Origin of the sequence: Pseudacidovorax sp. NFM-22, from assembly GCF_021401245.1 — a bacterium.
GTDB lineage: Bacteria > Pseudomonadota > Gammaproteobacteria > Burkholderiales > Burkholderiaceae_C > Xenophilus.
Genome location: NZ_JACBFY010000001.1, coordinates 251,866 through 275,351, shown reverse-complemented (window position 1 = coordinate 275,351; position 23,486 = coordinate 251,866). Strand labels below are relative to the sequence as shown.

The window sequence follows — 23,486 nt, the reverse complement described above, 5'->3', positions numbered from 1 at the left end:
ACCATGAAACCCCTTCCCACCCGCATCGCCGCTGGCGAAGCCCCGCCCGTGCCGGCGAGCCCAGTGCTAGAAGTGCGCGGCCTGCGGGTCGCGCTGCCCGCCGACGCCGACCGGCCCCATGCCATCGAGCGGCTGGACGTGCGCATCGAGGCTGGCCGCACGCTGTGCATCGTGGGCGAGTCCGGCTCCGGCAAGTCCGTGCTGGCCACCACCGTGATGGCGCTGCTGGCCAAGGGCCTGACCATCACGGCGGGCGACATCGTGCTGGCCGGCGAGGCGCTGCTGACCAACGGCAGGTACCTGCCCGAGAAGCGCCTGCGCGCCCTGCGCGGCCAGGTGATGGGCATGATCTTCCAGGAGCCGATGACGGCGCTCAACCCGGTGCTCAGCTGCGGCGAGCAGGTGGACGAGCTGCTGCGCAACCACACGGCGCTCACGCCGGCCGAGCGCAAGGCGCGCATCCTGCAGGTGTTCGAGCGCGTGCGCCTGCCCGATCCGCAGCGCATCTTTGCGAGCTATCCGCACCAGCTCTCGGGCGGGCAGCGGCAGCGCATCGTGATCGCCATGGCGATCATCCTCAAGCCGCGCCTCTTGATCTGCGACGAGCCGACCACGGCGCTGGACGTGACCACGCAGGCCGAGATCCTCAAGCTGATCGCCGAGCTGCAGCAGGAGCAGGGCAGTGCGGTGCTGTTCATCACGCACGACATGGGCGTGGTCGCCGAGATCGCCGACGAGGTGATGGTGATGCACCGCGGCAAGGTGGTGGAGCAGGGCCCGCGCGAGCAGGTGCTGCGCACACCGCGCGAGGACTACACCCGCATGCTGCTGGCGGCCGTGCCCGGCATGGTGCCGCCCCCGCCGCGCGCGCTGCCCGGCGGCCCCGCGCTGCTGGCCGGCCGTGCCGTCGGCAAGACCTATGTGCGCCGCGACTGGCTGGGCCGCGCCAAGCCCAACACCGCCCTGCAGGACGCCAGCGTGGCCGTGCACCGCGGCGAGACGGTGGGCGTGGTGGGCGAGTCGGGCTCGGGCAAGTCCACCTTCGCGCGCTGCATGATCCGGCTCATCGACCCGAGCGAGGGCACCATCACCTGGGGCGACCGCGAGGTGCAGTCGCTGTCCGAATCGCGGCTGCGGCCGCTGCGCTCGCGGGTGCAGGTGGTCTTTCAGGACCCGAACCGCTCGCTCAACCCGCGGCGCACCGTGGGCTCTTCGATGATCGAGGGCGCCGTCAACTTCGGCATGGACGTGCCGGCCGCGCGCAAGCTGGCCGAGGAACTGATGGACCGCATCCAGCTGCCGCGGGCCGCGCTGTCGCGCTACCCGCACCAGTTCTCGGGCGGTCAGCGGCAGCGCCTGGCCATCGCCCGCGCCGTCGCCTGCCAGCCGCAGGTGCTGGTGGCGGACGAGGCCGTGTCGGCGCTCGACGTGTCGGTGCAGGCGCAGATCCTGGACCTGCTGCGCGAAGTGCAGCGCGACTTCGGCCTCGGCATCCTCTTCATCACGCACGACCTGCGGGTCGCGGCGCAGCTGTGCGACCGCGTGATCGTGATGAACCAGGGCCGCATCGTGGAAGAAGGTTTGACGGCCGAGGTGTTCGGCCAGCCGGCCCATGCCTACACGCGCAAGCTGCTGGAAGCGGCCCCGCGCACCGAGCTTGCGCTCGCCGCCTGAGCGCGCATCAGCCCCTCCAGGCCAATGCCGATGCCACTCCGTCAGCCAAAGACCGTTCGGGCTAAGACAGTTCGGGCTAAGACCGTTCGGGCTGAGCCTGTCGAAGCCAGTGCGCGTGCGTACCAAAGCCCTTCGACAAGCTCAGGGCGAACGGCTTAACTGACTGGCCTTGCCCCCAGCAGGCAGAATTTTCGGTTCGACCGACAACCAGACAACAGGAACACACGACATGACATTGGCAATGAGCTGGGACGAATGGGCCGCGCAGGACGCGACGGCCCTGGCCGAGAAGGTGCGCCAGGGCGAGCTGACCGCCGCCGAACTCGCGCAGCAGGCCGCGGCCGGCATCGCGAAGACCAACCCGACGCTCTCGGCCGTGGTCGAGGTCTTCGAGGACGTGGTGGCCGACCCGCTCAAGGATGGGCTGAATCCGCAAGGCCCCTTCGCCGGCGTGCCCTTCCTCATGAAGGACCTGGGCCCCACGCTCAAGGGCCGGCTGCAGGAGCAGGGCTCGCTCTTCATGCGTGGCAACCGCCCGACCGAGGACGCCTGGCTGACGAAGCAGATGCGCAAGGCCGGCCTCAACCTCATGGGCCGCACCACCACGCCCGAGTTCGGCGTCTGCAGCTCGGCGGAGAACCCGGCCGTGTACGTCACGCGCAATCCCTGGAACACCGACTTCACCACCTGCGGTTCCTCGGCCGGCACCTCGGCCATGGTCGCCGCGGGCGTGGTGCCCATGTCGCATGCCACCGACGGTGGCGGCTCCATCCGCATCCCGGCCGGCTTCAACGGCAACATCGGCCTCAAGCCTTCGCGCGGCGTGTTCAGCATCGGGCCCAACCTGTCGGACATCACCGGCTATGTCTCCATCCAGGGCTGCCACAGCCGCACGGTGCGCGACACGGCGGCCTTCGTCGATGCCTGCCGCGGCGGCGCGCCTGGCGAGTTCATGCCCTTCTGGACGACGCCCGAGCCCTACACCCAGCTGATCCAGAAGGACCCGGGCCGGCTGCGCATCGCGCTCTCGCACGAATGGGGCGACTACCGCGCCACCCCCGAGATCGTGGCCGAGCTGGAGAAGGCCGCGCGCTTCCTCGAAGGCCTGGGCCACCATGTCGAATGGGCGCTGCCCAAGGCCGACCTGCGCGAAGCCTTCCGCGCGCAGACCACCTGCTACATCAGCAACTTCGCCCAGGTCATCAACGGCCTGCTGGCGAAGAGCGGGCTGGAGCGCCCGCCCGCGGAACTGATCGAGCCGATCAATATCCGCATCTGGGAAGCCGGCAAGGACCTGTCGTACGCCGAGCGCTACAAGATGCAGGCCGTGTTCAACAGCACGGCCCGCGCCTTCGGGGCCTTCTTCGAGGACTGGGACATCATCCTCACGCCCATCACCGCGCTGCCCACGCCGCGCATCGGCACCACCGAGTACCTGACGACCAGCGACAACCCGGACGTGCTCGACTGGTTCGACAACCTCTGGAAGTTCTTCTCGTACACGCCCCTGTCCAACCTGTGCGGCATCCCGGCCATCTCGCTGCCGATGGCGCAGCAGGCCAACGGGCTGCCCTTCGGCATCCATGCCCAGGCGCGCCAGGCCAACGACGGCCTGCTGCTGCAGCTGGCGGCGCAGATCGAGCGTGCCCTGGGTGGCCGCTGGAACGACGGCCGCCGCCCGGGCGTGCACGTCACGGCCGCCTGACCGGCCGGGACACGGAGACCCTCACGACATGGCGCTGTTCGGCACGCGATCGCTGCGTTCGCTCTTCACGCACCCCGGCTTTGCCGAGGGCGTGCGGGCCATCGCCGGCCCGGCCCTGGGCACGGTGGCCCTGGGCCTGGTGACCGGCGTGGCCATGGCGCGCAGCGGTCTGCCCATGGGCGCGGTGCTGGCCATGTCGCTGCTGGTCTTCGCCAGCGCCTCGCAACTGGCTTGCCTGCCGATGATCCTGGCGGGCGCGCCGCTGTGGGTGATCGTGCTGACGGCGCTGATGCTCAACGTGCGCTTCGTGGTCTTCAGCGCGCACTGGCGGCGCTACTTCGGCCTGCTGCCGCGGCCGCAGCGGCTGGGGCTGGCCTACCTGGCGGGCGACCCGGTGTACGTGCGCTTCATGCAGCGCTACCCGCGGCGCGCGCCCGACCAACTGGCCTACTTCCTGGGACTGGCGCTGTTCAACTGGGCGGCGTGGCAGGCGGCCTCGCTGGCGGGCATCTTCCTGGCCGACGCCATTCCGCCGGACTGGGACCTGCGCTTCATCGGCGTACTCGCCTTGCTGGGCCTGGCCATGCCCATGATCGCGGACCGGCCCAGCTGGCTGGTGGCGGCCGTGGCCGGCGCCATCGGCTGGATGGGGCAGGGCTGGCCCTTCGGCCTGCAGGTGATCGCGGCCATCGCCGCCGCCATGGCGGCGGGCCACTGGGCCGAACGGCGCGCCCCCCGCATCGCCACGCCATGACCGACCTGCACCTGTGGATCGCCATCCTTGCGCTGGCGGGGGTGACCGTGCTCACGCGCGGCGTGTTCCTGCTGCCGCGGCGGGAGCCGCGCCTGCCGGGCTGGCTGGCTGCGGGCCTGCGCCATGCGCCGCTGGCGGCCCTGATGGCCGTGGTGGTGCCGGAGGTGCTGCGCGGCTCGGGCGGCGTGGTGGTCGCGCCGGGCTGGCACGACCCGCGCTGGCTGGCCGTGGCGGTGTCGGTGGCCTGGTTCTGCTGGCGGCGCGGCGTCACCGGACCGGTGGTGGTGGGGACGGCGACCTTGCTGCTGCTGCGCGGGTTGGGCATGGCGGGCTGAGCGGGGGCCTCGCGGTGTTCGAAGCGCTGGGGCGGGGCTTCGACAAGCTCAGCCCGAACGGTCCTGGGATCACCTGATCAACCATCCACGTCGGTATCGGCCGGCCGACCACCCCCCCCGTTCGCGCTGAGCTTGTCGAAGCGCCCGGATGAGGCACCGCGCGTGCGTCGCACTGGACGGCCTCGATGCGCGCTTTTCCGACGTCGTGCCGCCAGCCCGCATGCGTTCATGGAGCCCATGACTGCTGCACTCCCACTCTCTTCCGCCCAGGGCCGTGATCGCTTCCATGGTCGTGTCGTGATCGTCACCGGCGCCGGCTCGGGCATTGGCGAGGCCATCGCCCGCCGCTTCTCCGCCGAGGGCGCCCATGTCGTGCTGGCCGGGGACCATGCCGACAAGCTCGACAAGGTCGCCGCCGATCTTCCTTCCGAGCGCACGCTGGTGCACGAGGTCGACGTGTCCGACCTGGGCCAGGTCAGCGCTCTGGTCGAGGCCACCATCGAGCGCTTCGGCGAGCTGCATGTGCTGGTCAACAACGCCGGCATCGCACCGGAGGGCGACGCCACCGATGCCTCGGCCGAGGACTTCCACCGCACGCTGGCCGTGAACGCGGGCGGCGTGTTCAACGGCGCCAAGGCCGCGATGCTGCACCTGGAGCGCAGCCGCGGCTGCATCGTGAACACGGCCTCGGTGTCGGGCCTGGGCGGCGACTGGGGGCTGGTGGCCTACAACGCTTCCAAAGGGGCAGTGGTCAACCTGACCCGCGCCATGGCGCTGGACCACGGCGGCCGGGGCGTGCGCGTGAATGCCGTCTGCCCCAGCCTGACCTTCACGCCGATGACCGAGGACATGAAAGACGACCCCGACACCATGGAACGCTTCAAGGACCGCATTCCGCTCGGCCGCGGCGCCGATCCCGCGGAGGTGGCCTCGGTGGTCGCCTTCCTGGCCAGCGATGACGCCAGTTTCGTCAATGGCGCGCTGGTGCCGGTGGATGGTGGACTGACGGCCTCCAACGGCCAGCCGCGGATGTCGTAGCCCGCACCGCGGCTCGACTGCCTCCATGAAAAAGGCGCGCCCGGTGGACGCGCCTTTGCTCGTGGTGGGGCGACTTCAACCCAGCTTCTTGACCAGCACTTGGCTCTTGCGGTCCCAGTTGTATTTCTTCTTGCGCGCCTCGGGCAGCCAGTCCGGGCTCACGGGCTGGAAGCCGCGTTTGATGAACCAGTGCATGGTGCGGGTGGTCAGCACGAAGATGCTGTCCAGGCCGATGGCTCGGGCGCGGTGCTCGATGCGCTTGAGCAGCTTCTCGCCGTCGCCCTGGCCCTGGGACTGAGGCGAGACGGTGAGGGCCGCCATCTCGGCGGTGCGTGCCTCGGGGTAGGGGTAGAGCGCCGCGCAGCCGAAGATCACGCCGTCGTGCTCCACCACCGTGTACTGGTGGATGTCGCGCTCGATCTCGGTGCGGCTTCGCTTGACCAGCGTGCCGTCGCGCTCGAAGGGCTCGATCAGCTGCAGGATGCCGCCGATGTCGTCCACGCCGGCTTCGCGCACCGATTCCAGCTTCTCGTCGATGACCATCGTGCCGATGCCGTCGTGCACGTAGATCTCGAGCAGCAGCGCGCCGTCCACCGAGAAGGGCAGGATGTGGTTGCGCTCCACGCCGCCCTCGCAGGCCTTGACGCAATGCTGCAGGTAGAAGGCGGTGTCGGTCGGCTGCTGCGGTGGCGAGAGCTGGGCGAGCCATTTGCGCGCCACGTCCAGCGGCAGCTCGGTGTCGATGGGATTGTCCTCGCTCACGGGCTGGCTCGGGTCCATGGCGACGCCGGGCACCTCGGTCAGGAAGATCAGCTTGTCGGCCTGGATCGACACGGCCACGCTGGTCGCCACTTCTTCCATCGCCAGGTTGAAGGCCTCGCCCGTGGGCGAGAAGCCGAAGGGCGAGAGCAGCACCATGCTGCCGCCGTCCAGCGCCCGGCGGATGCCGGTGGCGTCCACCTTGCGCACCAGGCCCGAATGCTGGAAGTCGACGCCGTCGACGACGCCCACCGGCCGCGCCGTGATGAAGTTGCCCGAGAGGATGCGCACCGTCGAACCCGCCATCGGCGTGTTGGGCAGGCCCTGGCTGAAGGCGGCCTCGATCTCGTAGCGCAGTTGGCCGGCTGCCTCCTGCGCGCAATCGAGCGCCACTTCGTCGGTGATCCGCATGCCGTGCGAATAGCGGGCCTCGTGGCCCTTGGCGCGCAACTGCTCGTTGACCTGCGGACGGAAACCATGCACCAGCACGACCTTCACGCCCATGGACTGGATCAGCGCCAGGTCCTGCGCGATGGACGGCAGCTTGCCGGCGGCGATGGCCTCGCCCGCGATACCGACCACGAAGGTCTTGCCCCGGTGGGTGTGGATGTAGGGCGCCACCGACCGGAACCAGGGCACGAAGGTGAAGTTGAAGACGGCGGACATGCGCGGAGCAGGGCTGTGGAAGGTGGAAGCGAGGGGGTGGACGCGCGCCGCCTGTTCAGGCGGCGGCGCGGAAGGGGTCGACCAGCGTCAGGTCGCCGAATCGTCGGCCATGCTGCAGATCTTCGGTGTAGAGCGTGACGGCGCCGCTGCGTTGCGCGGCCTCGACCACCATGGCGTCGAAGATCGAGAGGCCGTGGGCCTGGGCGGTATCGAGCGCCGACTGCACCAGGCGCAGGTCGGTGTCGACCACCTGCCAGGCGCTGTAGCCGTCGAGCAGGGCGCGCACCGTGTCGGGCGCGATGCGGTGCTTGCGGGTGAGCACGCTGTAGAGCTCGACGAGCACCTGCGTGCTCAGCACGCCCTCGGCCGCGGCCGCGTGGCGAGCGACGAGTTCGCGCGCCGCGGCCTGCTTGGCCGGCGAGCGCGGATCGACGCAGTACACCAGCACGTTGGTGTCGAAGAAGGCGAGGGGCACGGGCGAGGCGTCAGTCGGCGGAGCGGGCGCGCGCCCGGAAGTCGCCGTCGTACAGCTCGTCGCGCAGGCTGCCGCCTCGGGGATGTGCGGCGGGCTGCGCCTCGCTGGCCGCGGCGTCGATGGCCGCCATCAGACGGGCCGTGGCGGCGTCGCGCAGCATCTGGCGACTGGCCTCGGCCTCGTTGACGTACTGCTGCAGGAACTCCCGCACCTTGGCGCTCAGCGACGTGCCCTGCTGGATGGCGCGCACGCGGGCGGCCTTGATGAGCTGGTCGTCGACGTTGATGGTCAGGTTGGCCATGGGAGCTTCCTCGCAAACTGGGCGCGGCGTTTGGCGCGGCGGCGGGTGTCGGACGAGTCTACACGGAAACATGTGAACCCGTGGGCTGCGATACTCGCCCGGTGCCGCTCCAGATCGACTTTCCCGATTCCCTTCCCGTATCCGCCAAGCGCGATGAGATCGCCGCCGCCATCCAGGCGCACCAGGTGGTCATCGTCTGCGGCGAGACCGGCTCGGGCAAGACCACCCAGTTGCCCAAGATCGCCCTGGCGCTGGGCCGCGGCAAGCTCAACGCGCCGGAGGGCCGCGGCCGGCTGATCGGCCACACCCAGCCGCGACGGATCGCCGCCAGTTCGGTGGCCAAGCGCATCGCCGAGGAACTGAAGACGCCGCTGGGCGAGGTGGTGGGCTACAAGGTCCGCTTCCAGGACCGGCTGAGCCGCGATGCCTCGGTCAAGCTGATGACCGACGGCATCCTGCTGGCCGAGACGCAGACCGATCCGCTCCTCAAGGCCTACGACACGCTGATCATCGACGAGGCCCACGAGCGCTCGCTGAACATCGACTTCCTGCTGGGCTACCTGCGCGAGATCCTGCCGCGGCGGCCGGACCTGAAGGTGATCGTCACCTCGGCCACCATCGATGCGGAGCGCTTCGCGAAGCACTTCGAAAGCCGCAACGGGCCGGCGCCGGTCATCTATGTGTCGGGCCGCACCTTCCCGGTCGAGATGCGCTGGCGGCCCTTCGAGGAGTCGCGCGAATACGACCTTAACGATGCCATCGCCGACGGCGTGGACGAGCTGTGGCAGGGCAATGCCGCAGGCGACATCCTCGTGTTCCTGCCCGGCGAGCGCGAGATCCGCGAGGCCGCCGACCACCTGCGCAAGCACCTGGCGCACCAGCCGGTGATGCGCGCGGCCGAGGTGCTGCCGCTGTTCTCGCGCCTGTCGCAGGCCGAGCAGGACCGCATCTTCGAAGGCCACACGGGCCGGCGCATCGTGCTGGCCACCAACGTGGCCGAGACCTCGCTCACGGTGCCCGGCATCCGTTACGTGATCGACGCGGGCACGGCGCGGGTCAAGCGCTATTCCTTCCGCAGCAAGGTGGAGCAGCTGCTGGTCGAGCCCGTCAGCCAGGCCGCCGCCAACCAGCGCGCGGGCCGCTGCGGCCGCGTGGCCAACGGCATCTGCATCCGGCTCTACGACGAGAAGGATTTCGCCAGCCGGCCGCGCTTCACCGACCCGGAAATCCTGCGCTCCTCGCTGGCGGGCGTGATCCTGCGGATGAAGTCGCTGCACCTGGGCGACGTGACGCAGTTTCCCTTCCTGGAGGCCCCGAGCGGCCGGGCCGTGGCCGATGGCTACCAGCTGCTGGGCGAGCTGGGCGCGGTGGACGACGCCAACGAGCTGACCGAGATCGGCCGCGAGCTGGCCCGACTGCCGCTGGACCCGCGGGTGGGCCGCATGATCTTGGAAGGCCGCACGCGCGGTGCGCTGCAGGAGGTGCTGGTGATCGCCTCGGCCATGAGCGTGCAGGACGTGCGCGACCGGCCGCTCGAAGCGCAGCAGCAGGCCGACCAGGCCCATGCCAAGTTCGACGACGAGAAGAGCGAGTTCAGTGGCTACCTGACGCTGTGGAAGTGGCTGCACGATGCCCGCGGCGGCGCGCCGGTGGCGCAGAACCGGCGCGAGATGGCGGCGGCCACGCAGGGGCCGAAGAAGGCCAGCGCGGCGGTGCTGCCGGTGAGCCAGCGCATGAGCGCGCCCGCCGAGGCGGCACCGGCGCCGGCGGCCGCCCAACCCACCCACAAGCTCAGCAACCGCCAGTACGAACAACTTCTGCGCCAGAACTTCGTCAGCGTGCGCCGCGTGCGCGAATGGCGCGACATCCATTCGCAGCTGCTCACCGTGGTCACCGAGCACAAGTGGAAGCTCAACCCCACGCCCGCGGGCTACGAACAGATCCACAAGTCCATGCTGGCCGGCCTGCTGGGCAACATCGGCTGGAAGATGGACGAGGAGGGCAACTCCTCCTCCGGCGAGTACCTGGGCGCCCGCGGCATCAAGTTCCACCGCCATCCCGGCGCCCACCTGCGCAAGCGGCCCGGCCGCTGGATCGTCTGCGCCGAACTGGTCGAGACCACGCGCCTCTTCGGCCGCGGCATCGCCAACATCGAGCCGCAATGGATCGAGGAAGTCGCCGGCCACCTGCTCAAGAAGCAGCTGCTCGACCCGCACTGGGAGAAGAAGGACGCCCGCGTCACCGCCTTCGAGCGCGCCACGCTCTACGGCCTGGTGGTCTACAGCGGCCGGCGCGTGGACTTCGCCAAGGCCGATCCGGCCGGCGCGCGCGAGATCTTCATCCGCGAGGCCCTGGCCGGCGGCGAGTGGGAAAGCAAGCTGCCTTTCCTGACCGCCAACCGCAAGCTGGTGCGCGAGGTCGAGGCGCTCGAACACAAGTCGCGCCGGCAGGACGTGCTGGTCGACGATGCGCTGATCTACGCCTTCTACGAGGCCCAGGTGCCGGCCGATGTGGCGAACGGCCATGCCTTCGAGCAGTGGTACCGGCAGGCGAGCGCGACCAATCCCAGGCTGCTGTTCCTCACGCGCGAGGAACTGATGCGCCACCAGGCGGCGGGCATCACGACGCAGGCCTTTCCGCCCCTCGTCAAGCTGGGCGGCGTGGACTGTGCCGCCACCTACCTGCACCAGCCGGGCGACGCGCGCGATGGCGTCACCGTCACCGTGCCACTCTTCGTCCTGAACCAGGTCAGCGAGGAGCGCTGCGAATGGCTGGTGCCCGGCATGCTCAAGGACAAGATCCAGGCGCTGCTCAAGAGCCTGCCGCAGAAGCCGCGTTCGCGCTTCGTGCCGCTGCCCGAGTCGGCGGCGCGGCTGGCCGAAGCGCTGGGGACGCCCGAGGCCTTCGGCGCCGGCTCGCTCACCGACGCGCTGCTCAAGCGGGTGCGCGACATCACCAGCCTCGACGTCAAACGCGCCGACTTCAAGCTCGACATGCTGCCGCCGCACCTGTTCATGAACCTGCAGGTGGTGGACGAGCACGGCCGGCAACTGGGTATGGGCCGCAACCTGGGTGCACTGAAGGGCGAACTGGGCACCAAGGCGCGGGGCGCCTTCCAGGCGCTGGCGGGGCTCAAGGCCAGGGCGGCGCCTTCGCCCGCGCCGGCCGCGCCGTCGCCGGGCAGCGGCAAGACCGCGGCCCCGGCGCCCAAGGCCGCGCCCGGCCCCGCCGCGCCGCCGGCTGGCCAGCGCTACACCGCCTGGACCTTCGGCGAACTGCCCGAGCTGATGGAAGTGCGCCGCGGTGCGCAGACGCTGATCGGCTTCCCGGCGCTGGTGGACGGGGGCGACGCCGTGACCATCGAGGTCTTCGACGAGCCCGAGGTGGCAACGGCCAAACACCGCGCCGGCCTTCGCCGTCTGGTGGCGCTGCAGATCCGCGACGCGCTCAAGTACCTGGAAAAGAACATCCCCGACCTGCAGAAGATGGCCGTGGCCTACATGCCGCTGGGCACGCTGGAGGAACTGCGCGCCCAGATCCTGGACGTGGCGCTGGACCGCGCCTTCCTGCAGGAGCCGCTGCCCACCGACGAAGCCAGCTTCAAGCGCCGCCTGGACGAGGGCCGTGGCCGGCTGACGCTGATCGCCAGCGAGGTGGCACGCCTGGCATCGACCATCCTCGCCGACTACGCCGCAGCCCAGCGCAAGATCAAAGACACCAAGATCCAGCCCGAGGCCGTGAAGGATGCGGCCGAGCAGCTGCAGCGCCTGGTCGGCAAGCGCTTCATCGCCGATGCACCGTGGACGCAGCTGCAGCATTTCGCGCGCTACCTCAAGGCCATCGTGCTGCGCTTGGACAAGCTGCGGGCCGACCCCGCGCGTGACGCGCAGAAGCTGGCCGAACTCAAGCCGCAGGAACAGCGCTACTGGCGCCTGGTGGCCGAGCGCAAGGGCGCCACGGATGAGCGCATGCGCGAGTTCCGCTGGCTGCTCGAGGAACTGCGGGTGAGCTTCTTCGCGCAGGAGCTGCGCACGCCGCAGCCGGTGAGCATCAAGCGGCTGGACAAGGCCTGGCAGCAGATCACATAAAAAGGAACACCCCCAGGCTGCGCGCTTCGCGCTACGCCAACCCCCTGAAGGGGGCACATCCAGCGGCCCGGCAAAGCCGGTTCCGCGGATGTTCCCGCATGGCCTGCGCTGCGGCCATTCGATGGGGGAACACGTGGTGAGCATCTGGCCTCCGGCGCGGAGTGACGGCTTCAACCCGCCAGCACCCTCTGCACCCGAATCGGCGGTCGTCGCGACGTCGTAGTTGCGCAGCAGGCGGGCACGATGGCCTCGACCGTGCGATGGCTGATGCCCCGGTGCGTCTACGTTTCTTCCGGCTGCTCCAGCAGCATGCGCACCACGCGGCTGATCGCCCGGCCGGTGGCGGCGCGGTTGAGCGTGGGGTCCAGCAGCGTGCGCGCGGCCAGACCTTCGAAGAGCGTGCACATCACGGCCACCCGTGCCCTGAGCTCTGCCGCAGACAGCCCGCGCAGCGCCGGCAACGGCCGCAGCAGCGCCAGCAGCTCGTCGCGCTTGAGGCGGTCCGCCTGCTGAAGCAGGGCCGCGATGTCCGGACTGCGGTTGGCCTCGGCCAGGATCTCCAGCTGCAGCCGCGCCGGATCGCCCGCGCAGCGCGCCACGCCGGTGTCCACCTCGCCCAGGCAGGCCGCGAGCACGCCCTCTGCCTGGCCGCGCTCGCGCATGAGCTGGATTCGCGCCAGCGTTTCCTGCAGGTCCTGCTCCACGATGCCCGCCACGATGGCTTCCTTGTTGCGGAAGTAGTGGTAGACGTGGCCCGGGCTCATGCCAGCCACCTCGCAGATGCGCTGGATGCTCGCCCCACGGAAGCCGTGTTCGCTGAAGCAGCGGGCCGCCGCATCCAGTACCTGCCGACGGCGCACCCCGCCTTTGTCCTGCGGAGGCGGCTCGGTGTTCATGGCAGAAATCCGTGCTTTCGAGGGCATGCGTCGCAACAAGCTGGAGAGGGAGATGGGGCCATTGTCCCTTCGCCCTCCGGACGCAGGTCTCGGATTCCTAGAATGAAAATTCTAGAAAATTCATTCCAACTCCTGGAGCCACCATGGACAACCGCTCTCGCCAGGGCACCGGCCGTCACTTGAAACGGCGCATCGCGCCTCTGGCCTTTGCGGCAGCGGCGGTGCTTGCATCCGCGCACGCAGCAGCGCAGGAGCAGGTCGACGAAGGCCGCCGCTTCTATGTGGAGGGCGGGTCCAGCGTGCTGCACACGCAATCGACCGACTCGCTGACGGCGGGCGTGATGCTCCCATCGCAGTTGTTCCCGTCGGTGCCGCGCCAGGCCGGCCCGTTGACCCTGTATTGGGACCTGTGGGCCAGCCATTGGCAGGCGCCGCGGCCGGACGGGTCGAGCGCCGGCTACTCGCAGATCGGCGCCACCGCCATGTGGCGCCACCTGCTGGGCGAGCCGGGGACGCCGTGGTTCGTGGAGCTGGGGCTGGGTGGCACGGTGATGGACCGGCTGTATGAGACGCCGAGAGACCGTTTCAGCACCGCTTTCCAGTTCACCGAGGTGCTGGGCGTCGGCTACCGTTTCGGTGAGCGCCAGGCCTATGAGTTGTCGCTGCGCCTGCAGCATTTCTCCAACGCGGGCATCAAGGAACCGAACCCCGGCGCCAACTTCGTCAAGCTGCGTTTCAGCATGGCCTGGTGAAGCGGCGCCGGGGCGGGGCGATCACTGGGACTGGGCGGGCGCGCCCGGGGCGCCGGTGGCGGGCGTACCGCTCCCATTGGCCGGATCGGTGGTGCCTGTGCTGCCCGTAGCGCCCGTGCCGGCGGCACCTGTACCCGAGCCGCTGCTCCCGCCAGGCGTGTTGGTCGTCCCGGTGCCGGGGGTCGAAGGCAGGCCATTGGCGGCGGCTGGGTTGGGGTCTGCCGCGTCGGGTGCAGCGCCGCTGGTGCCCGCGGCGTTGCCGCCGATGCCGGTCGAGCCGCTGCCGCCGGTTCCGGGCGCCATGCCCGTGGCGCCATCGCTGGCGGGCGGGGGCGCGGGCTGGCCCATGGGCGGGGCGGGCTGGCCCGGCGCTTCACCGCCGGTTCGGAAGAACGCGAAGATCGCGCCGATCACCAGCACGATGACGACGACGATGCCCCATCGCATCGCCCGGTTGTTGTCGCGGTCGCCTGTCAGTTCGGGTCGGGTGGCCATCGGTGTTGCTCCTGGAAGGTTGTCGATGGCCCACAGGCTGGCGCCGACTCTGCCCCCATGGCGTGGGACGTCTTCCGGGCATCGGTAGTCCAACGCACCCCGACGGTGCGTTGCCTCAGCCGGCCAGCAGCTTCTGCACCAACTCTGCCGTGGTCCCGGCGGCGTACTTGCGCATCAACCGGGCGCGATGGATTTCCACGGTGCGATGACTGATGCCGAAGGCTCGGCCGATTTCCTTGCTGGTCATCCCCTGCATCAGGTGCGCGGCCACCTCCCGCTCGCGCGGCGTCAGCTCGGCCTTGTCGGCGCGGCGCGCGCCCAGGTCCTCGAAGGTCCAGATGCCGGCCTCGTGCGGCACTTCCCGGTTGAGGGCGCGGCCGGTGACATGGCACCAGAAGGTCTCGCCGGCACGCATGCCGTGCAGGCCGCCCACGCGCCGCATCATGCGGTTGTCGGCATAGCGGCCGCTGGCGTTGAGCGCCGGCAGCATGCGGCGGCCGATGCGTTCGTACTCGGCCACGCTGGGATACAGCAGCCGGAAGGACTGGCCGACGAGTGCTTCGCGCGTGGCACCGAACATCTCGCACAGCCGCGCATTGCAGTCCACCATCATCCGCTGGCGCGACAGCACCATGCCCACCGGCGCATGCTCGAAGGCCAGCCGGTAGTCGATGGCGGGGGCTGCAAGGGCAGGGGCCTCGGGTGCGTCCATTACGAAATCCTACGTATGTCCGTACGTAGTATCGTTGCGGGGTTTTCCCTTCCTTCCCCCTCTCACTTTCTCTTCAAGCGAGGACCCATGGCGAACAAGATCTATGCCTCCGCCAAGGAGGCGCTGGCCGGCGTCGTTGCCGACGGCCAGACGCTGGCAGTCGGCGGCTTCGGCCTGTGCGGCATTCCCGAGGCGCTGATCGACGCGCTCAAGGAAAGCGGCGTCAAGGACCTGACCTGCATCTCCAACAACGCGGGCGTCGACGGCTTCGGCCTGGGCAAGCTGCTGGAGACGCGGCAGGTCAAGAAGATGGTCGCCAGCTACGTGGGCGAGAACAAGGAGTTCGAGCGCCAGTACCTGGCCGGCGAGCTGGAGCTGGAATTCACGCCGCAGGGCACGCTGGCCGAGAAGCTGCGTGCGGGCGGCGCCGGCATCCCCGCCTTCTTCACGAAGACCGGTGTCGGCACGCTGGTGGCCGAGGGCAAGGAACTGCGCGAGTTCGATGGCGAGACCTACGTCATGGAGCGCTCGCTGGTTCCCGACGTGGCGCTGGTCAAGGCCGACGTGGCCGACAAGTCCGGCAACCTGCGCTTCCGCCTGACAGCCCGCAACTTCAACCCGGCCGCCGCGATGGCCGGCAAGGTCTGCATCGTCGAGGTCGAGAAGATCGTCGAGGTGGGCGAACTGGCACCGGACGACATCCACCTGCCCGGCATCTACGTGCACCGCATCGTGCTCAATGCCACGCCCGAGAAGCGCATCGAGAAGCGCACCGTCAGCGCTGCGGCGCCCGTCGATGCCGCCGCCGCCAAGGTCGAGGCCCAGGCCGTGATCGCCCAGGCCGCCGCCGGCACGGAAGTGCCCGCCACCGTCAAGAACAACGCCAGCAAGTAAAAGAGGAGTTCCCCATGCCCTGGACCCAAGACCAGATGGCCGCCCGCGCGGCCAAGGAGCTGGAAGACGGCTTCTACGTCAATCTCGGCATCGGCATCCCGACGCTGGTGGCCAACTTCGTCGGCGACAAGGAAGTCTGGCTGCAGAGCGAGAACGGCATGCTCGGCATCGGCCCCTTCCCGACGGAAGACCAGGTGGACGCCGACCTCATCAACGCCGGCAAGCAGACCGTGACCACGCTGCCGGGCTCGTCCATCTTCGGCAGCCACGAGAGCTTCGCCATGATCCGCGGCGGCAAGATCAACCTGTCGATCCTGGGCGCCATGCAGGTCAGCGAGAAGGGCGACCTGGCCAACTGGATGATCCCCGGCAAGATGGTCAAGGGCATGGGCGGCGCCATGGACCTGGTGGCCGGCGTCAAGCGCGTGATCGTGCTGATGGAGCACGTGGCCCGCAAGAAGGACGGCACGGAAGATCTGAAGATCCTGCCGCAATGCACACTCCCGCTCACGGGTGTGGGGGTGGTGGACCGTATCATTACCGACCTGGCTGTGCTCGACGTCACCCCCGAGGGGTTGAAGGTGGTCGAGCTGGCCGATGGCGTCAGCTTCGACGCCGTGCAAGCCAAGACGGGAGTCAAGCTCCTGCAGTGAAAGTCAATCGATGAGTGAATGGACCGGCGCCGGTGTGCAGGCGCCCAAGGTGGCCCTGTACTGGGACTTCGAAAACCTGCACGCGGTCCTGACCGACCAACAGAACGGCCAGGACTACTACCGCGAACACCGGCTCACGGTCCAGATGCCCGTGGCGGAAGTCGATGCCATCGTCGACTACGCCGCCTCGCTGGGCGATGTCATCATCAACCGCGCGTACGCCAACTGGCAGTTCTTCTCGCGCTACCGCGATGCCCTGAACGGCGCCGGCATCGACCTGATCCAGCTCTTCCCGCGCGGCGCCAACATGAAGAACAGCGCCGACATCCGCATGGCGTTGGACGCTTTGTCTGACCTGCACACGCATCCGCACATCACGCACGTCGTGGTGGTCTCGTGCGACAGCGACTTCATCAGCCTGGCCCAGAAGGTCAAGCAGGCCGGCCGCTTCATCGGCGGCGTGGGGGTCGAGGGCAACAGCAACCGCTACTGGGTGGCGAGCTGCAACGAGTTCAAGTTCTATGGCGCGCTGCTCAAGCTGCGCCAGGCCAGCGAGGCGGTCGCGGCCTCGGTACTGGCCATGGAAGGGCAGGGCGAGGGCGGTGAGCCGGGCGAGCCCGCCGACAGCGGCCCCACGGTGCTGACCGTGGAGCTCGCGCGGGAGGCGCTGGTCAAGGCCGTGACCCAGATCATCGCCCGCCAGGGCGAGAACCGCGTGCACTGCGGCGCGCTCAAGTCCTTGATGAAGCGCATGATGCCGGCCTTCGACGAAGGCATGCTGGGCTGCCGCAGCTTCAAGGCCTTCCTGCAACGCTTTCCGGACATCGTCGAGTTCCTGGACGACGAGGGGGGCGGGCACATCGCCCTGACGCCGCAGGCGCTGGCGCACGAGTCGACGGCCGAGGCCGACCGCGACGACGACGCCTGAGCGAGTCCTTCCCGGGTTTTCCTACGCCGTTCCCGGCCTGCTTTCGCCGCCGCCGAGCCCCTCGACCGGTCCGGCTGCTGATAGCATCCGGCGCTGTCTCACGCGTCCGCCGCCATGACGTCTTCCGACGATTTCCAAACCATGTTCGATCTTGCGCCAGTCTCGCTCTGGCTCGAGGACTACAGCGGACTCAAGCAGCTTTTCGACCAGTGGCGCAGCGAGGGCGTCACCGACCTCGTCGAGTATCTCCAGACCGACCCCGCGCGCCGTGCGGCCTGCATGGCCAGCATCCGCGTGCTGCAGGTCAACCAGAAGACGCTGAGCCTGTTCGCCGCCGCCAGCCAGGACGAGCTGGTCGCGCGGCTGCCGGAGATCTTCCGCGACGACATGTCCGACCGGGTGATCCATGAGCTGGCCCAGTTCTGGGCCGGCCGCACCGAGATCGAGAACCAGACCGTCAACTACGCCCTCGACGGCCGGCGGCTGGACGTCACGGTGCGCATCCGAATCCTGCCCGGCCACGAGGCCGACTGGTCGCGTGCCCTCATCTCGCTGGACGACATCACCGCCCGCGTGCGGGCCGAGAAGCTGCGGGAGGCCAGCGAACGCTATGCGCGCGGCCTGTTCGAGCGCTCGCCCGTGTCGCTCTGGGTGGAGGATTTCAGCGGCGTCAAGCGTCTGCTCGACGGGGTGCGGGCGCAGGGCATCCGCGACTTCGGCACCTTCCTCAAGGTGCACCCCGAGTTCGTCGGCCGCTGCGTGCAGGAGATCCGCGTGCTCGACGTCAACGAGGAGACGCTGCGCATGCTGGGCGCGCCCGACAAGGCCACACTGTTGCGCAACCTGCCCAAGGTGTTCCGCGGCGAGATGCACGACTCCTTCGCCGAGCAGCTGCGCGACCTCTGGGACGGCAAGACGCTGCAGCAGCGCGAGGTGGTCAACTACACGCTGGGCGGCGAGCCGGTCTACATCTACATGCAGTTCTCCATCCTGCCCGACCGGCAGGACAACTGGGACCTGGTGCTGCTCTCGCTGGTCGACATCACCGCGCGCCGCCGCGCCGAGGCCTACCTCGAATACCTGGGCACGCACGATGTGCTCACGCAGCTGCGCAACCGCACCTTCTACACCGAGGAACTGCTGCGCCTGACGCGCAAGGGCCCTTGGCCCGTGTCCATCCTTGCGCTCGACATGAACGGCCTCAAGCAGGTCAACGACCAGGTCGGCCATGCCGCCGGCGACGCCCTGCTGCGGCGCGCGGGCGAGGTGCTGGCCAAGCTGGTGGACGCGCCCGCGTGCGTGGCCCGCGTGGGCGGCGACGAATTCATCGTGCTGATGCCCGACACCGACGAGCGCGGCGTGCGCAGCGTGCGCGAGCACCTGACCACCCTGGTGGACCTCAACAACCAGTTCTACGGCGGTCCCTCCGGTCACATGCTGAGCTTCGCCATGGGCGCCGCCACCTGCCAGGCGGGCGAGTCGCTCGAGAACGCGCTGCAGGCCGCCGACCGTGCGATGTACGAGGACAAGGCCCGCCATTACGAATCGGAGGGCCCGGCGCAGCGCCGGCCCCTCTGAGGCGCCTGCCGGACGCCGTCGCCGCCCTCTGCGCTGAACACCGGCCCTTCTTTCCCCACACCATGCCCCACCGTCTTCCCCGGCCGGCGGTCTGCCACTTTCGCACCGTGGCGGGGGAACTGCGCTGGGCGGATGCCGCGGCCCAGGCGCTGACCTGCGGCGCGGCCGAACCCGGCATCAAGGCGAAGACCCTGCTGGCCGCCGGCGAGCGCGGTTTCGAAGAGGGCGAGGTGCCCGCCAAGGGCCCCGGCCCGGCCTGCTGGGTGGGCCTTCGCTCGCCCAAGGGCCGCGTGCAGGTCGAATTGCGCGGCGAACGCGCGGAGGACGGCAGCGTGCTGTGGACCGCCAGCCGCGGCCCGGGCACCGAGGTGCTGCACCGCCTGGATCCGCTGACCCGCCTGCCGGGCCGCCTGCCATCGCTGCCCGAGTTGTCGGCCGAGCGCAGCGTGCCGCTGGCCCGGCTGGCCGTCATCTATCTCGACCTGGACCGCTTCCGGGAGATCAACGGACGCTTCGGCCCCTCAGGGGGCGACGCCGTCCTGCTGGAGGTGGTGCACAGGCTGGAACTGGGACTGCCCGAAGACGCGGCGCTGGCCCGCGTGGGCGGCGACGAGTTCGCGGCCGTGCTGCCCAACGCGGGCTGGCCGGAATGCCAGGGCATCCTCGAATACTGCCTCGGCCGGCTGGGCGACGACTTCCAGGTCCATGGCCAGCCGCTGACCGTCGGGGCCAGCGTCGGCGTGGCGCTGCGCGAGCAGGAAGGCCCGTCCATCGAGGTGCTGCTGCGCCAGGCCCGCCAGGCCGCCTTCGGCGCCAAGCGGGCCGGGGGCGGGCAGGTCAACTTCTTCGACGCGCAGGAGCATGCGCACGAGCAGCGCCTGGCCCAGCAGCGTCAGCGCATCGCCGAAGGGCTGGACGCGGGCGAGTTCTTCCTCGTCTTCCAGCCCAAGGTCGACATGCAGCGCGGCACCATCGTGGGCATGGAGGCGCTCAGCCGCTGGAACCACGCGCAGCGCGGCGTGCTGATGCCGGCCGAGTTCGTGCCCACCATCGAGGACCACGAACTGTCGGAGCAACTGGGCGAATGGGCCATCGGTGCCGCCATCGAGGCGGTGCGGCAGTGGGCCGCACAGGGTCGCCGGCTGTCGGTCAGCGTCAACATCAGCGCCGGACTGCTGATGCGGGCGGACGTGGTACGGCGCCTGTCCGCGCTGCTGGAGCGCTTTCCCGAGCGACATGCCGGCGCCCTGGTGCTGGAGATCCTGGAGACCAGCGCCATCCGCGACATCGACCTGGCCGCCAGCTTCATCGAGTCCTGCCGCCAACTGGGCGTGGACGTGGTGATGGACGATTTCGGCACCGGCTATTCCTCGCTGACCTACCTGCGGCGGCTGCCGGTCAGCGGTCTCAAGCTGGACCAGTCCTTCGTGCGCAACGTGCTCACCGACCCGCAGGACCGCGCCATCCTGCAGGGCGTGATCTCGCTGGCCCGGGCCCTTGGTCTGGAGGTCACCGCCGAGGGCGTGGAAACCCGCGAACACGGCGAGGCGCTGCTGGCCCTGGGCTGTCACCTGGCGCAGGGCTTCGGCATTGCCCGGCCCATGCCGGCCGCGGAGGTCTTCGGCTGGATCGACGCCTACGAAAGACAGCCGCTGTGGAAGCCGCCGTCGGACAATGCGCCCGCCATGAACAAAGCGCTCCCGCCGTGACGACCGTCCGCCGCCTGATGCCTCGCCTGGGCAGGAAGACGCCGGCCCGTGGGCAGGCCGCCATGCCGGCCTTCGACGACGTGGCATGGCGCCTGCGCGCGAGCCTGGTCGCCGTGGTGGCCCTGCTGGCCGTGGCGGCCAGCGTGGCCATCTGGCTCGCCGTCTCCCACCTGGCGCAGCGCATCGCGCGCGTGAGCGACGAGGACCATCAGCGCGCCAGCACCCGTGCCACGGCCGAGGCCATGTCCAGCCTGCAGCACCAGCGTGAGGCCGCCCTGGCCGGCACGGCGCGCATGCTCCAGCCCGCGGCCAGCGACGAGGAACGCGCACAGCGCTTCACCGTGCTTGCGTCGAGCCTGAGCACCGTCTTCTCCGCCTCCTTCCTGATCGACGCCCTCGGCCAGCCGCTGGCACGCGCCGATGAGCATGGCGTCCAGCTCATGCCGCCCATCGGCCCCATGGACGACCGGTCCTACTTCCAGGAGGTGATGCGCACCCACAAGCCCGTGCTGTCGCAGCCCATCGCCGGGCGCAACACGGGCCGCGTGTCCATCGTGATGGCGCTGCCGGTGATGGATGGGCAGCGCGTGGTTGCGGTGGTGGCGGGTGTGCTGCGCCTGGACAGCGGCGACGTCGGCCGCATGGCCGTGGGACGGCTGCCCGGGGCCGTGCGCGTGGTCACGGACGACCAGGGCCAGATCCTGAGCCACGACGGTGGCCTGGCCCTGCAGCGCCTGCCGCTGTCGCGGGAAGCCCGCTTCGCGGAGGCCTTCGAGGCCTGGCGGGCTCAGGGCAGCCCGCGCCTGACCGAAGGCTTCGTCACCGTGGCCGGTGGACAGGTGGTGGCGGCCGTGCCGGTGTCGGAGACGCCGTGGCTCATCTGGCAGGCCCGGCCGGTCTCGGGTCTGCAGGGGGCGCTGGACGACGAGCTGGAGCACACACTGCAATGGACCCTCGGCGCCGTGCTGCTGGCCGGCCTCTTGAGTTGCGCGTGGATCGTCTGGCGCCTGCGGCCGCTGGGCCGCCTGGTGCGGCGCGTGCAGCGGCTCACCGCGCCCATGGCCGATGCGCAGCCGGGCATGGGGTGGCCGGGCGGTGTGGGAGAACTGGGCCAGCTGTCCACCCTGCTTCGGCTGTGGGCCACCGAACAGGCCGGTCTGGCCCATGCCCACGCCGAGATCCAGACACGCCTGCGCGCCGTGCTCGCCGCCGCGCCCGTGGGCGTGGCCTTCGTGCGCGAGGGCGTGGTCGAGCTGGCCAGCGCCGAATGCTGCCGGCTGTTCGGCAACGACGCGCCGCAGATGCTGGGACGCGCCGCCCACGAGCTGTTCGAGGAAGCCGATGGCTTCCAGCGCTTCCTGCAGGCCGCGCGCGGCGCCGCCGCGCTGGGCGTGCCCTATGGCGGCGACTGGCGCCTGCGGCGCAGCGATGGCCTGGGCTTCTGGGCCAATCTGCGCAGCCGGCCGGTGGACTGGGACGACCTGTCGCTGGGCGAGATCTGGACCGTGGCCGACGTCACCGAGCAGAAGCTGGTGCGCCAGCGCCTGGAGTGGCAGAGCCGGCACGACCCGCTCACCGGTGCGGCCAACCGCATGTTCTTCGACCAGCGGATCGCGCGGGTGCTGGGCAACCGGGAGCTGTTCAGCCCCGCCGTGCTGATCTTCATCGACCTCGACCATTTCAAGCCCATCAACGACACGGCCGGCCACCTGGCGGGGGACGAGGTGCTCAAGCTGGTGGTGCAGGCCATTGCGGCGCAGTCGCGTTCGGGCGACTTGGTGGTGCGGCTGGGTGGCGACGAGTTCGCGCTGCTGCTGGAGCAGTGCAGCGGCATGGCGGCCCTGGCGGTGGCCCAGCGCATCCGCGCGGCCGTCCAGGAGATCGTCGTGCCGTGGGAAGAGCAGGAGCTGCGCGTGGGCGCCAGCATCGGCGTGGCCGAGCTGACGCCCGACATCCGCACGGCCCAGGACTGGGTGGCCGCCGCCGACGCGGCCTGCTACGCGGCCAAGACCAGCGGCCGCAACCAGGTGCAGATGTCGCCGCCCCGCGTGGTGCTGCGCTGATCAGGCCGCCGGCGGGGGCGGCAGAAGCCGGGTTTGCTCCCGTTCTGCCACGGTCTTGAGCAGGTTCCACACGGCCAGGATGCGCGGCTGCTGCTTGCCTTCGGCCGGCATCGACATCCAGAAGGTGCGCGTGAAGCGCGCCAGCGCCGGCAGCACGGGCGCCAGCCGCACATCGCCTTCGGCAACGAAGGCCGGCAGCACGGCAATGCCGGCGCCGGCGGCCGCTGCCTCGTGCTGGGCCAGCACGCTGGTGCTGCGCAGCGAGAAGCCATCGGGCCGGTGCAGCTCGCCCAGGAAGCGCAGTTCCTTGGAGAAGAGCAGGTCGTCCACGTAGCTGATGAAGGCGTGGCCGCGCAGGTCCTCGCGGCGGGCGATGGGCGCATGGCGCGCCAGGTAGTCGTGCGAGGCGTAGAGGCGCAGGCTGTAGTCCGTGAGTCGCGTGGCCACCACCGAGCCCCGCGCCGGGCGCTCCAGCGCGATCACGATGTCGGCCTCGCGCCGCGACAGCTGCAGCAGGCGCGGCAAAGCCAGCAGGTCGATGGTCAGGCGCGGATGGCCTGCGGCGAATGCGCCCAGCGCCGGGGCCAGCACCCGCGTGCCGAAGCCTTCCGTCGCACCCACGCGCACTGTGCCCGACAGGCCTTCCTGCGGCGCCAGGGCCGGGCTGGTGCGCTCGACCGCGTGAAAGGCGGCCTCCATGGCCTCGGCCTGGGGCTGCAGTTGCCGGCCGGCCTCGGTGAGGCGATGTCCGCCGGCCTCGCGCGTGAACAGGGCAGCGCCCAGGGCCTTTTCCAGCGCCTGGATGCGGCGCGCGACGGTGGTGTGGTCCACCGCCAGCCGGCGCGCCGCGGCCATCAGCGTGCCGGCGCGGGCGAGTTCGAGGAAGTAGCGCAGGTTGTCCCAGTCCATGGTCTGCAATTTTGCAAAGGGTGCGCGAATTTTTGTCTATTGCTGGGGCAAAACTGCAAAGCTATCCTGCGGCGCATCACATCGGCGGCACCCGCGCCGCCT

At 70.0% G+C, this 23,486-nt stretch carries 20 protein-coding genes; 13 read left to right on the top strand and 7 right to left on the bottom strand.

The annotated features are described in order from the left end of the window. The first annotated feature begins 3 nt into the window (after window positions 1–3). The 5 genes from L0984_RS01265 to L0984_RS01245 all read left to right on the top strand — a co-directional run bounded on the left by L0984_RS01265 (window position 4) and on the right by L0984_RS01245 (window position 5,506). Entirely contained in the window at window positions 4–1,674 is a 1,671-nt protein-coding gene (locus tag L0984_RS01265; protein WP_234191971.1) for a dipeptide ABC transporter ATP-binding protein, read from the top strand. A 229-nt stretch (window positions 1,675–1,903) separates the two neighbouring features. Beyond that, window positions 1,904–3,379 carry an amidase gene (locus L0984_RS01260; protein ID WP_234191970.1) on the top strand — a complete coding sequence of 492 codons (1,476 nt, stop codon included), beginning with the start codon at window positions 1,904–1,906 and terminating at the stop codon, window positions 3,377–3,379. A 28-nt stretch (window positions 3,380–3,407) separates the two neighbouring features. Beyond that, window positions 3,408–4,133, top strand: coding sequence for an AzlC family ABC transporter permease (locus tag L0984_RS01255; protein WP_234191969.1), 726 nt, complete (start codon window positions 3,408–3,410; stop codon window positions 4,131–4,133). Beyond that, complete coding sequence (locus L0984_RS01250; protein ID WP_234191968.1) at window positions 4,130–4,468, top strand: AzlD domain-containing protein; 339 nt, start codon at window positions 4,130–4,132, stop codon at window positions 4,466–4,468. Before L0984_RS01255 ends, L0984_RS01250 begins: the two co-directional genes overlap by 4 nt. Before the next feature lie 237 nt (window positions 4,469–4,705). Next, the gene (locus L0984_RS01245; protein ID WP_234191967.1) at window positions 4,706–5,506 is read left to right on the top strand and encodes an SDR family NAD(P)-dependent oxidoreductase; all 801 of its coding nucleotides are present in this window, start codon (window positions 4,706–4,708) and stop codon (window positions 5,504–5,506) included. Window positions 5,507–5,581: 75 nt separating this feature from the next. Here L0984_RS01245 and argA read toward each other — a convergent pair whose 3' ends face one another. Genes argA through L0984_RS01230 form a run of 3 tightly spaced genes read right to left on the bottom strand, consistent with a single transcriptional unit; the run spans window position 5,582 to window position 7,707 of the window. Beyond that, window positions 5,582–6,931: an amino-acid N-acetyltransferase gene (gene argA, locus L0984_RS01240; RefSeq protein WP_234191966.1), complete on the bottom strand. Its 1,350-nt coding sequence runs from the start codon at window positions 6,929–6,931 to the stop codon at window positions 5,582–5,584. Window positions 6,932–6,986: 55 nt separating this feature from the next. Then, window positions 6,987–7,406 (bottom strand): PIN domain-containing protein, encoded by a 420-nt coding sequence (locus L0984_RS01235; RefSeq protein ID WP_234191965.1) that lies wholly within the window; start codon window positions 7,404–7,406, stop codon window positions 6,987–6,989. A gap of 10 nt (window positions 7,407–7,416) precedes the next feature. Next, a complete protein-coding gene (locus L0984_RS01230; RefSeq protein WP_234191964.1) occupies window positions 7,417–7,707 on the bottom strand; it encodes a DUF6364 family protein in 291 nt (96 codons plus the stop codon). A 101-nt stretch (window positions 7,708–7,808) separates the two neighbouring features. On the opposite strand from L0984_RS01230, the gene hrpA reads away from it, so the two are divergent. Further along, window positions 7,809–11,795, top strand: coding sequence for an ATP-dependent RNA helicase HrpA (gene hrpA, locus L0984_RS01225; RefSeq protein ID WP_234191963.1), 3,987 nt, complete (start codon window positions 7,809–7,811; stop codon window positions 11,793–11,795). A gap of 281 nt (window positions 11,796–12,076) precedes the next feature. On the opposite strand, the gene L0984_RS01220 is transcribed toward hrpA, so the two are convergent. Further along, window positions 12,077–12,691 carry a TetR/AcrR family transcriptional regulator gene (locus L0984_RS01220; RefSeq protein WP_234191962.1) on the bottom strand — a complete coding sequence of 205 codons (615 nt, stop codon included), beginning with the start codon at window positions 12,689–12,691 and terminating at the stop codon, window positions 12,077–12,079. A gap of 143 nt (window positions 12,692–12,834) precedes the next feature. Here L0984_RS01220 and L0984_RS01215 point away from each other — a divergent pair, with 143 nt between their 5' ends. After that, on the top strand, window positions 12,835–13,443 hold the full coding sequence (locus tag L0984_RS01215) for an acyloxyacyl hydrolase (protein ID WP_234191961.1): 609 nt from the start codon (window positions 12,835–12,837) through the stop codon (window positions 13,441–13,443). Between the two features lie 21 nt (window positions 13,444–13,464). Here L0984_RS01215 and L0984_RS01210 read toward each other — a convergent pair whose 3' ends face one another. Both L0984_RS01210 and L0984_RS01205 read right to left on the bottom strand, forming a co-directional pair. Further along, on the bottom strand, window positions 13,465–13,938 hold the full coding sequence (locus L0984_RS01210; protein WP_234191960.1) for a hypothetical protein: 474 nt from the start codon (window positions 13,936–13,938) through the stop codon (window positions 13,465–13,467). Between the two features lie 115 nt (window positions 13,939–14,053). Then, window positions 14,054–14,650 (bottom strand): LuxR C-terminal-related transcriptional regulator, encoded by a 597-nt coding sequence (locus L0984_RS01205; protein WP_234191959.1) that lies wholly within the window; start codon window positions 14,648–14,650, stop codon window positions 14,054–14,056. Window positions 14,651–14,737: 87 nt separating this feature from the next. On the opposite strand from L0984_RS01205, the gene L0984_RS01200 reads away from it, so the two are divergent. The 6 genes from L0984_RS01200 (at window position 14,738) to L0984_RS29905 (ending at window position 22,475) form a co-directional block, all read left to right on the top strand. Further along, a complete protein-coding gene (locus L0984_RS01200) occupies window positions 14,738–15,544 on the top strand; it encodes a CoA transferase subunit A (protein WP_234191958.1) in 807 nt (268 codons plus the stop codon). Between the two features lie 14 nt (window positions 15,545–15,558). After that, window positions 15,559–16,197, top strand: coding sequence for a 3-oxoacid CoA-transferase subunit B (locus L0984_RS01195; protein WP_017758629.1), 639 nt, complete (start codon window positions 15,559–15,561; stop codon window positions 16,195–16,197). A gap of 10 nt (window positions 16,198–16,207) precedes the next feature. Then, complete coding sequence (locus L0984_RS01190) at window positions 16,208–17,125, top strand: NYN domain-containing protein (protein ID WP_234191957.1); 918 nt, start codon at window positions 16,208–16,210, stop codon at window positions 17,123–17,125. Window positions 17,126–17,266: 141 nt separating this feature from the next. Further along, complete coding sequence (locus L0984_RS01185; RefSeq protein WP_234191956.1) at window positions 17,267–18,703, top strand: sensor domain-containing diguanylate cyclase; 1,437 nt, start codon at window positions 17,267–17,269, stop codon at window positions 18,701–18,703. 62 nt (window positions 18,704–18,765) lie between these two features. After that, on the top strand, window positions 18,766–20,412 hold the full coding sequence (locus tag L0984_RS01180) for a putative bifunctional diguanylate cyclase/phosphodiesterase (RefSeq protein ID WP_234191955.1): 1,647 nt from the start codon (window positions 18,766–18,768) through the stop codon (window positions 20,410–20,412). Then, the gene (locus L0984_RS29905) at window positions 20,409–22,475 is read left to right on the top strand and encodes a sensor domain-containing diguanylate cyclase (protein WP_234191954.1); all 2,067 of its coding nucleotides are present in this window, start codon (window positions 20,409–20,411) and stop codon (window positions 22,473–22,475) included. Before L0984_RS01180 ends, L0984_RS29905 begins: the two co-directional genes overlap by 4 nt. Here L0984_RS29905 and L0984_RS01170 read toward each other — a convergent pair whose 3' ends face one another. After that, window positions 22,476–23,384: a LysR family transcriptional regulator gene (locus tag L0984_RS01170; RefSeq protein WP_234191953.1), complete on the bottom strand. Its 909-nt coding sequence runs from the start codon at window positions 23,382–23,384 to the stop codon at window positions 22,476–22,478. Window positions 23,385–23,486: the final 102 nt, after the last annotated feature.

What these genes read in the sequence shown, in the direction of transcription:
- L0984_RS01255 (WP_234191969.1), top strand. Translation starts at nt 3,408, where the DNA reads ATGGCGCTGTTCGGCACGCGATCGCTGCGTTCGCTCTTCACGCACCCC.
- L0984_RS01195 (WP_017758629.1), top strand. Translation starts at nt 15,559, where the DNA reads ATGCCCTGGACCCAAGACCAGATGGCCGCCCGCGCGGCCAAGGAGCTG.
- L0984_RS01185 (WP_234191956.1), top strand. Translation starts at nt 17,267, where the DNA reads ATGTTCGATCTTGCGCCAGTCTCGCTCTGGCTCGAGGACTACAGCGGA.
- L0984_RS01200 (WP_234191958.1), top strand. Translation starts at nt 14,738, where the DNA reads ATGGCGAACAAGATCTATGCCTCCGCCAAGGAGGCGCTGGCCGGCGTC.
- L0984_RS01230 (WP_234191964.1), bottom strand. Translation starts at nt 7,707, where the DNA reads ATGGCCAACCTGACCATCAACGTCGACGACCAGCTCATCAAGGCCGCC.
- L0984_RS01260 (WP_234191970.1), top strand. Translation starts at nt 1,904, where the DNA reads ATGACATTGGCAATGAGCTGGGACGAATGGGCCGCGCAGGACGCGACG.
- L0984_RS01265 (WP_234191971.1), top strand. Translation starts at nt 4, where the DNA reads ATGAAACCCCTTCCCACCCGCATCGCCGCTGGCGAAGCCCCGCCCGTG.
- L0984_RS01220 (WP_234191962.1), bottom strand. Translation starts at nt 12,691, where the DNA reads ATGAACACCGAGCCGCCTCCGCAGGACAAAGGCGGGGTGCGCCGTCGG.
- L0984_RS01205 (WP_234191959.1), bottom strand. Translation starts at nt 14,650, where the DNA reads ATGGACGCACCCGAGGCCCCTGCCCTTGCAGCCCCCGCCATCGACTAC.
- argA (WP_234191966.1), bottom strand. Translation starts at nt 6,931, where the DNA reads ATGTCCGCCGTCTTCAACTTCACCTTCGTGCCCTGGTTCCGGTCGGTG.
- L0984_RS01250 (WP_234191968.1), top strand. Translation starts at nt 4,130, where the DNA reads ATGACCGACCTGCACCTGTGGATCGCCATCCTTGCGCTGGCGGGGGTG.
- L0984_RS01190 (WP_234191957.1), top strand. Translation starts at nt 16,208, where the DNA reads ATGAGTGAATGGACCGGCGCCGGTGTGCAGGCGCCCAAGGTGGCCCTG.
- L0984_RS01180 (WP_234191955.1), top strand. Translation starts at nt 18,766, where the DNA reads ATGCCCCACCGTCTTCCCCGGCCGGCGGTCTGCCACTTTCGCACCGTG.
- L0984_RS01215 (WP_234191961.1), top strand. Translation starts at nt 12,835, where the DNA reads ATGGACAACCGCTCTCGCCAGGGCACCGGCCGTCACTTGAAACGGCGC.
- L0984_RS01170 (WP_234191953.1), bottom strand. Translation starts at nt 23,384, where the DNA reads ATGGACTGGGACAACCTGCGCTACTTCCTCGAACTCGCCCGCGCCGGC.
- L0984_RS01245 (WP_234191967.1), top strand. Translation starts at nt 4,706, where the DNA reads ATGACTGCTGCACTCCCACTCTCTTCCGCCCAGGGCCGTGATCGCTTC.
- L0984_RS01210 (WP_234191960.1), bottom strand. Translation starts at nt 13,938, where the DNA reads ATGGCCACCCGACCCGAACTGACAGGCGACCGCGACAACAACCGGGCG.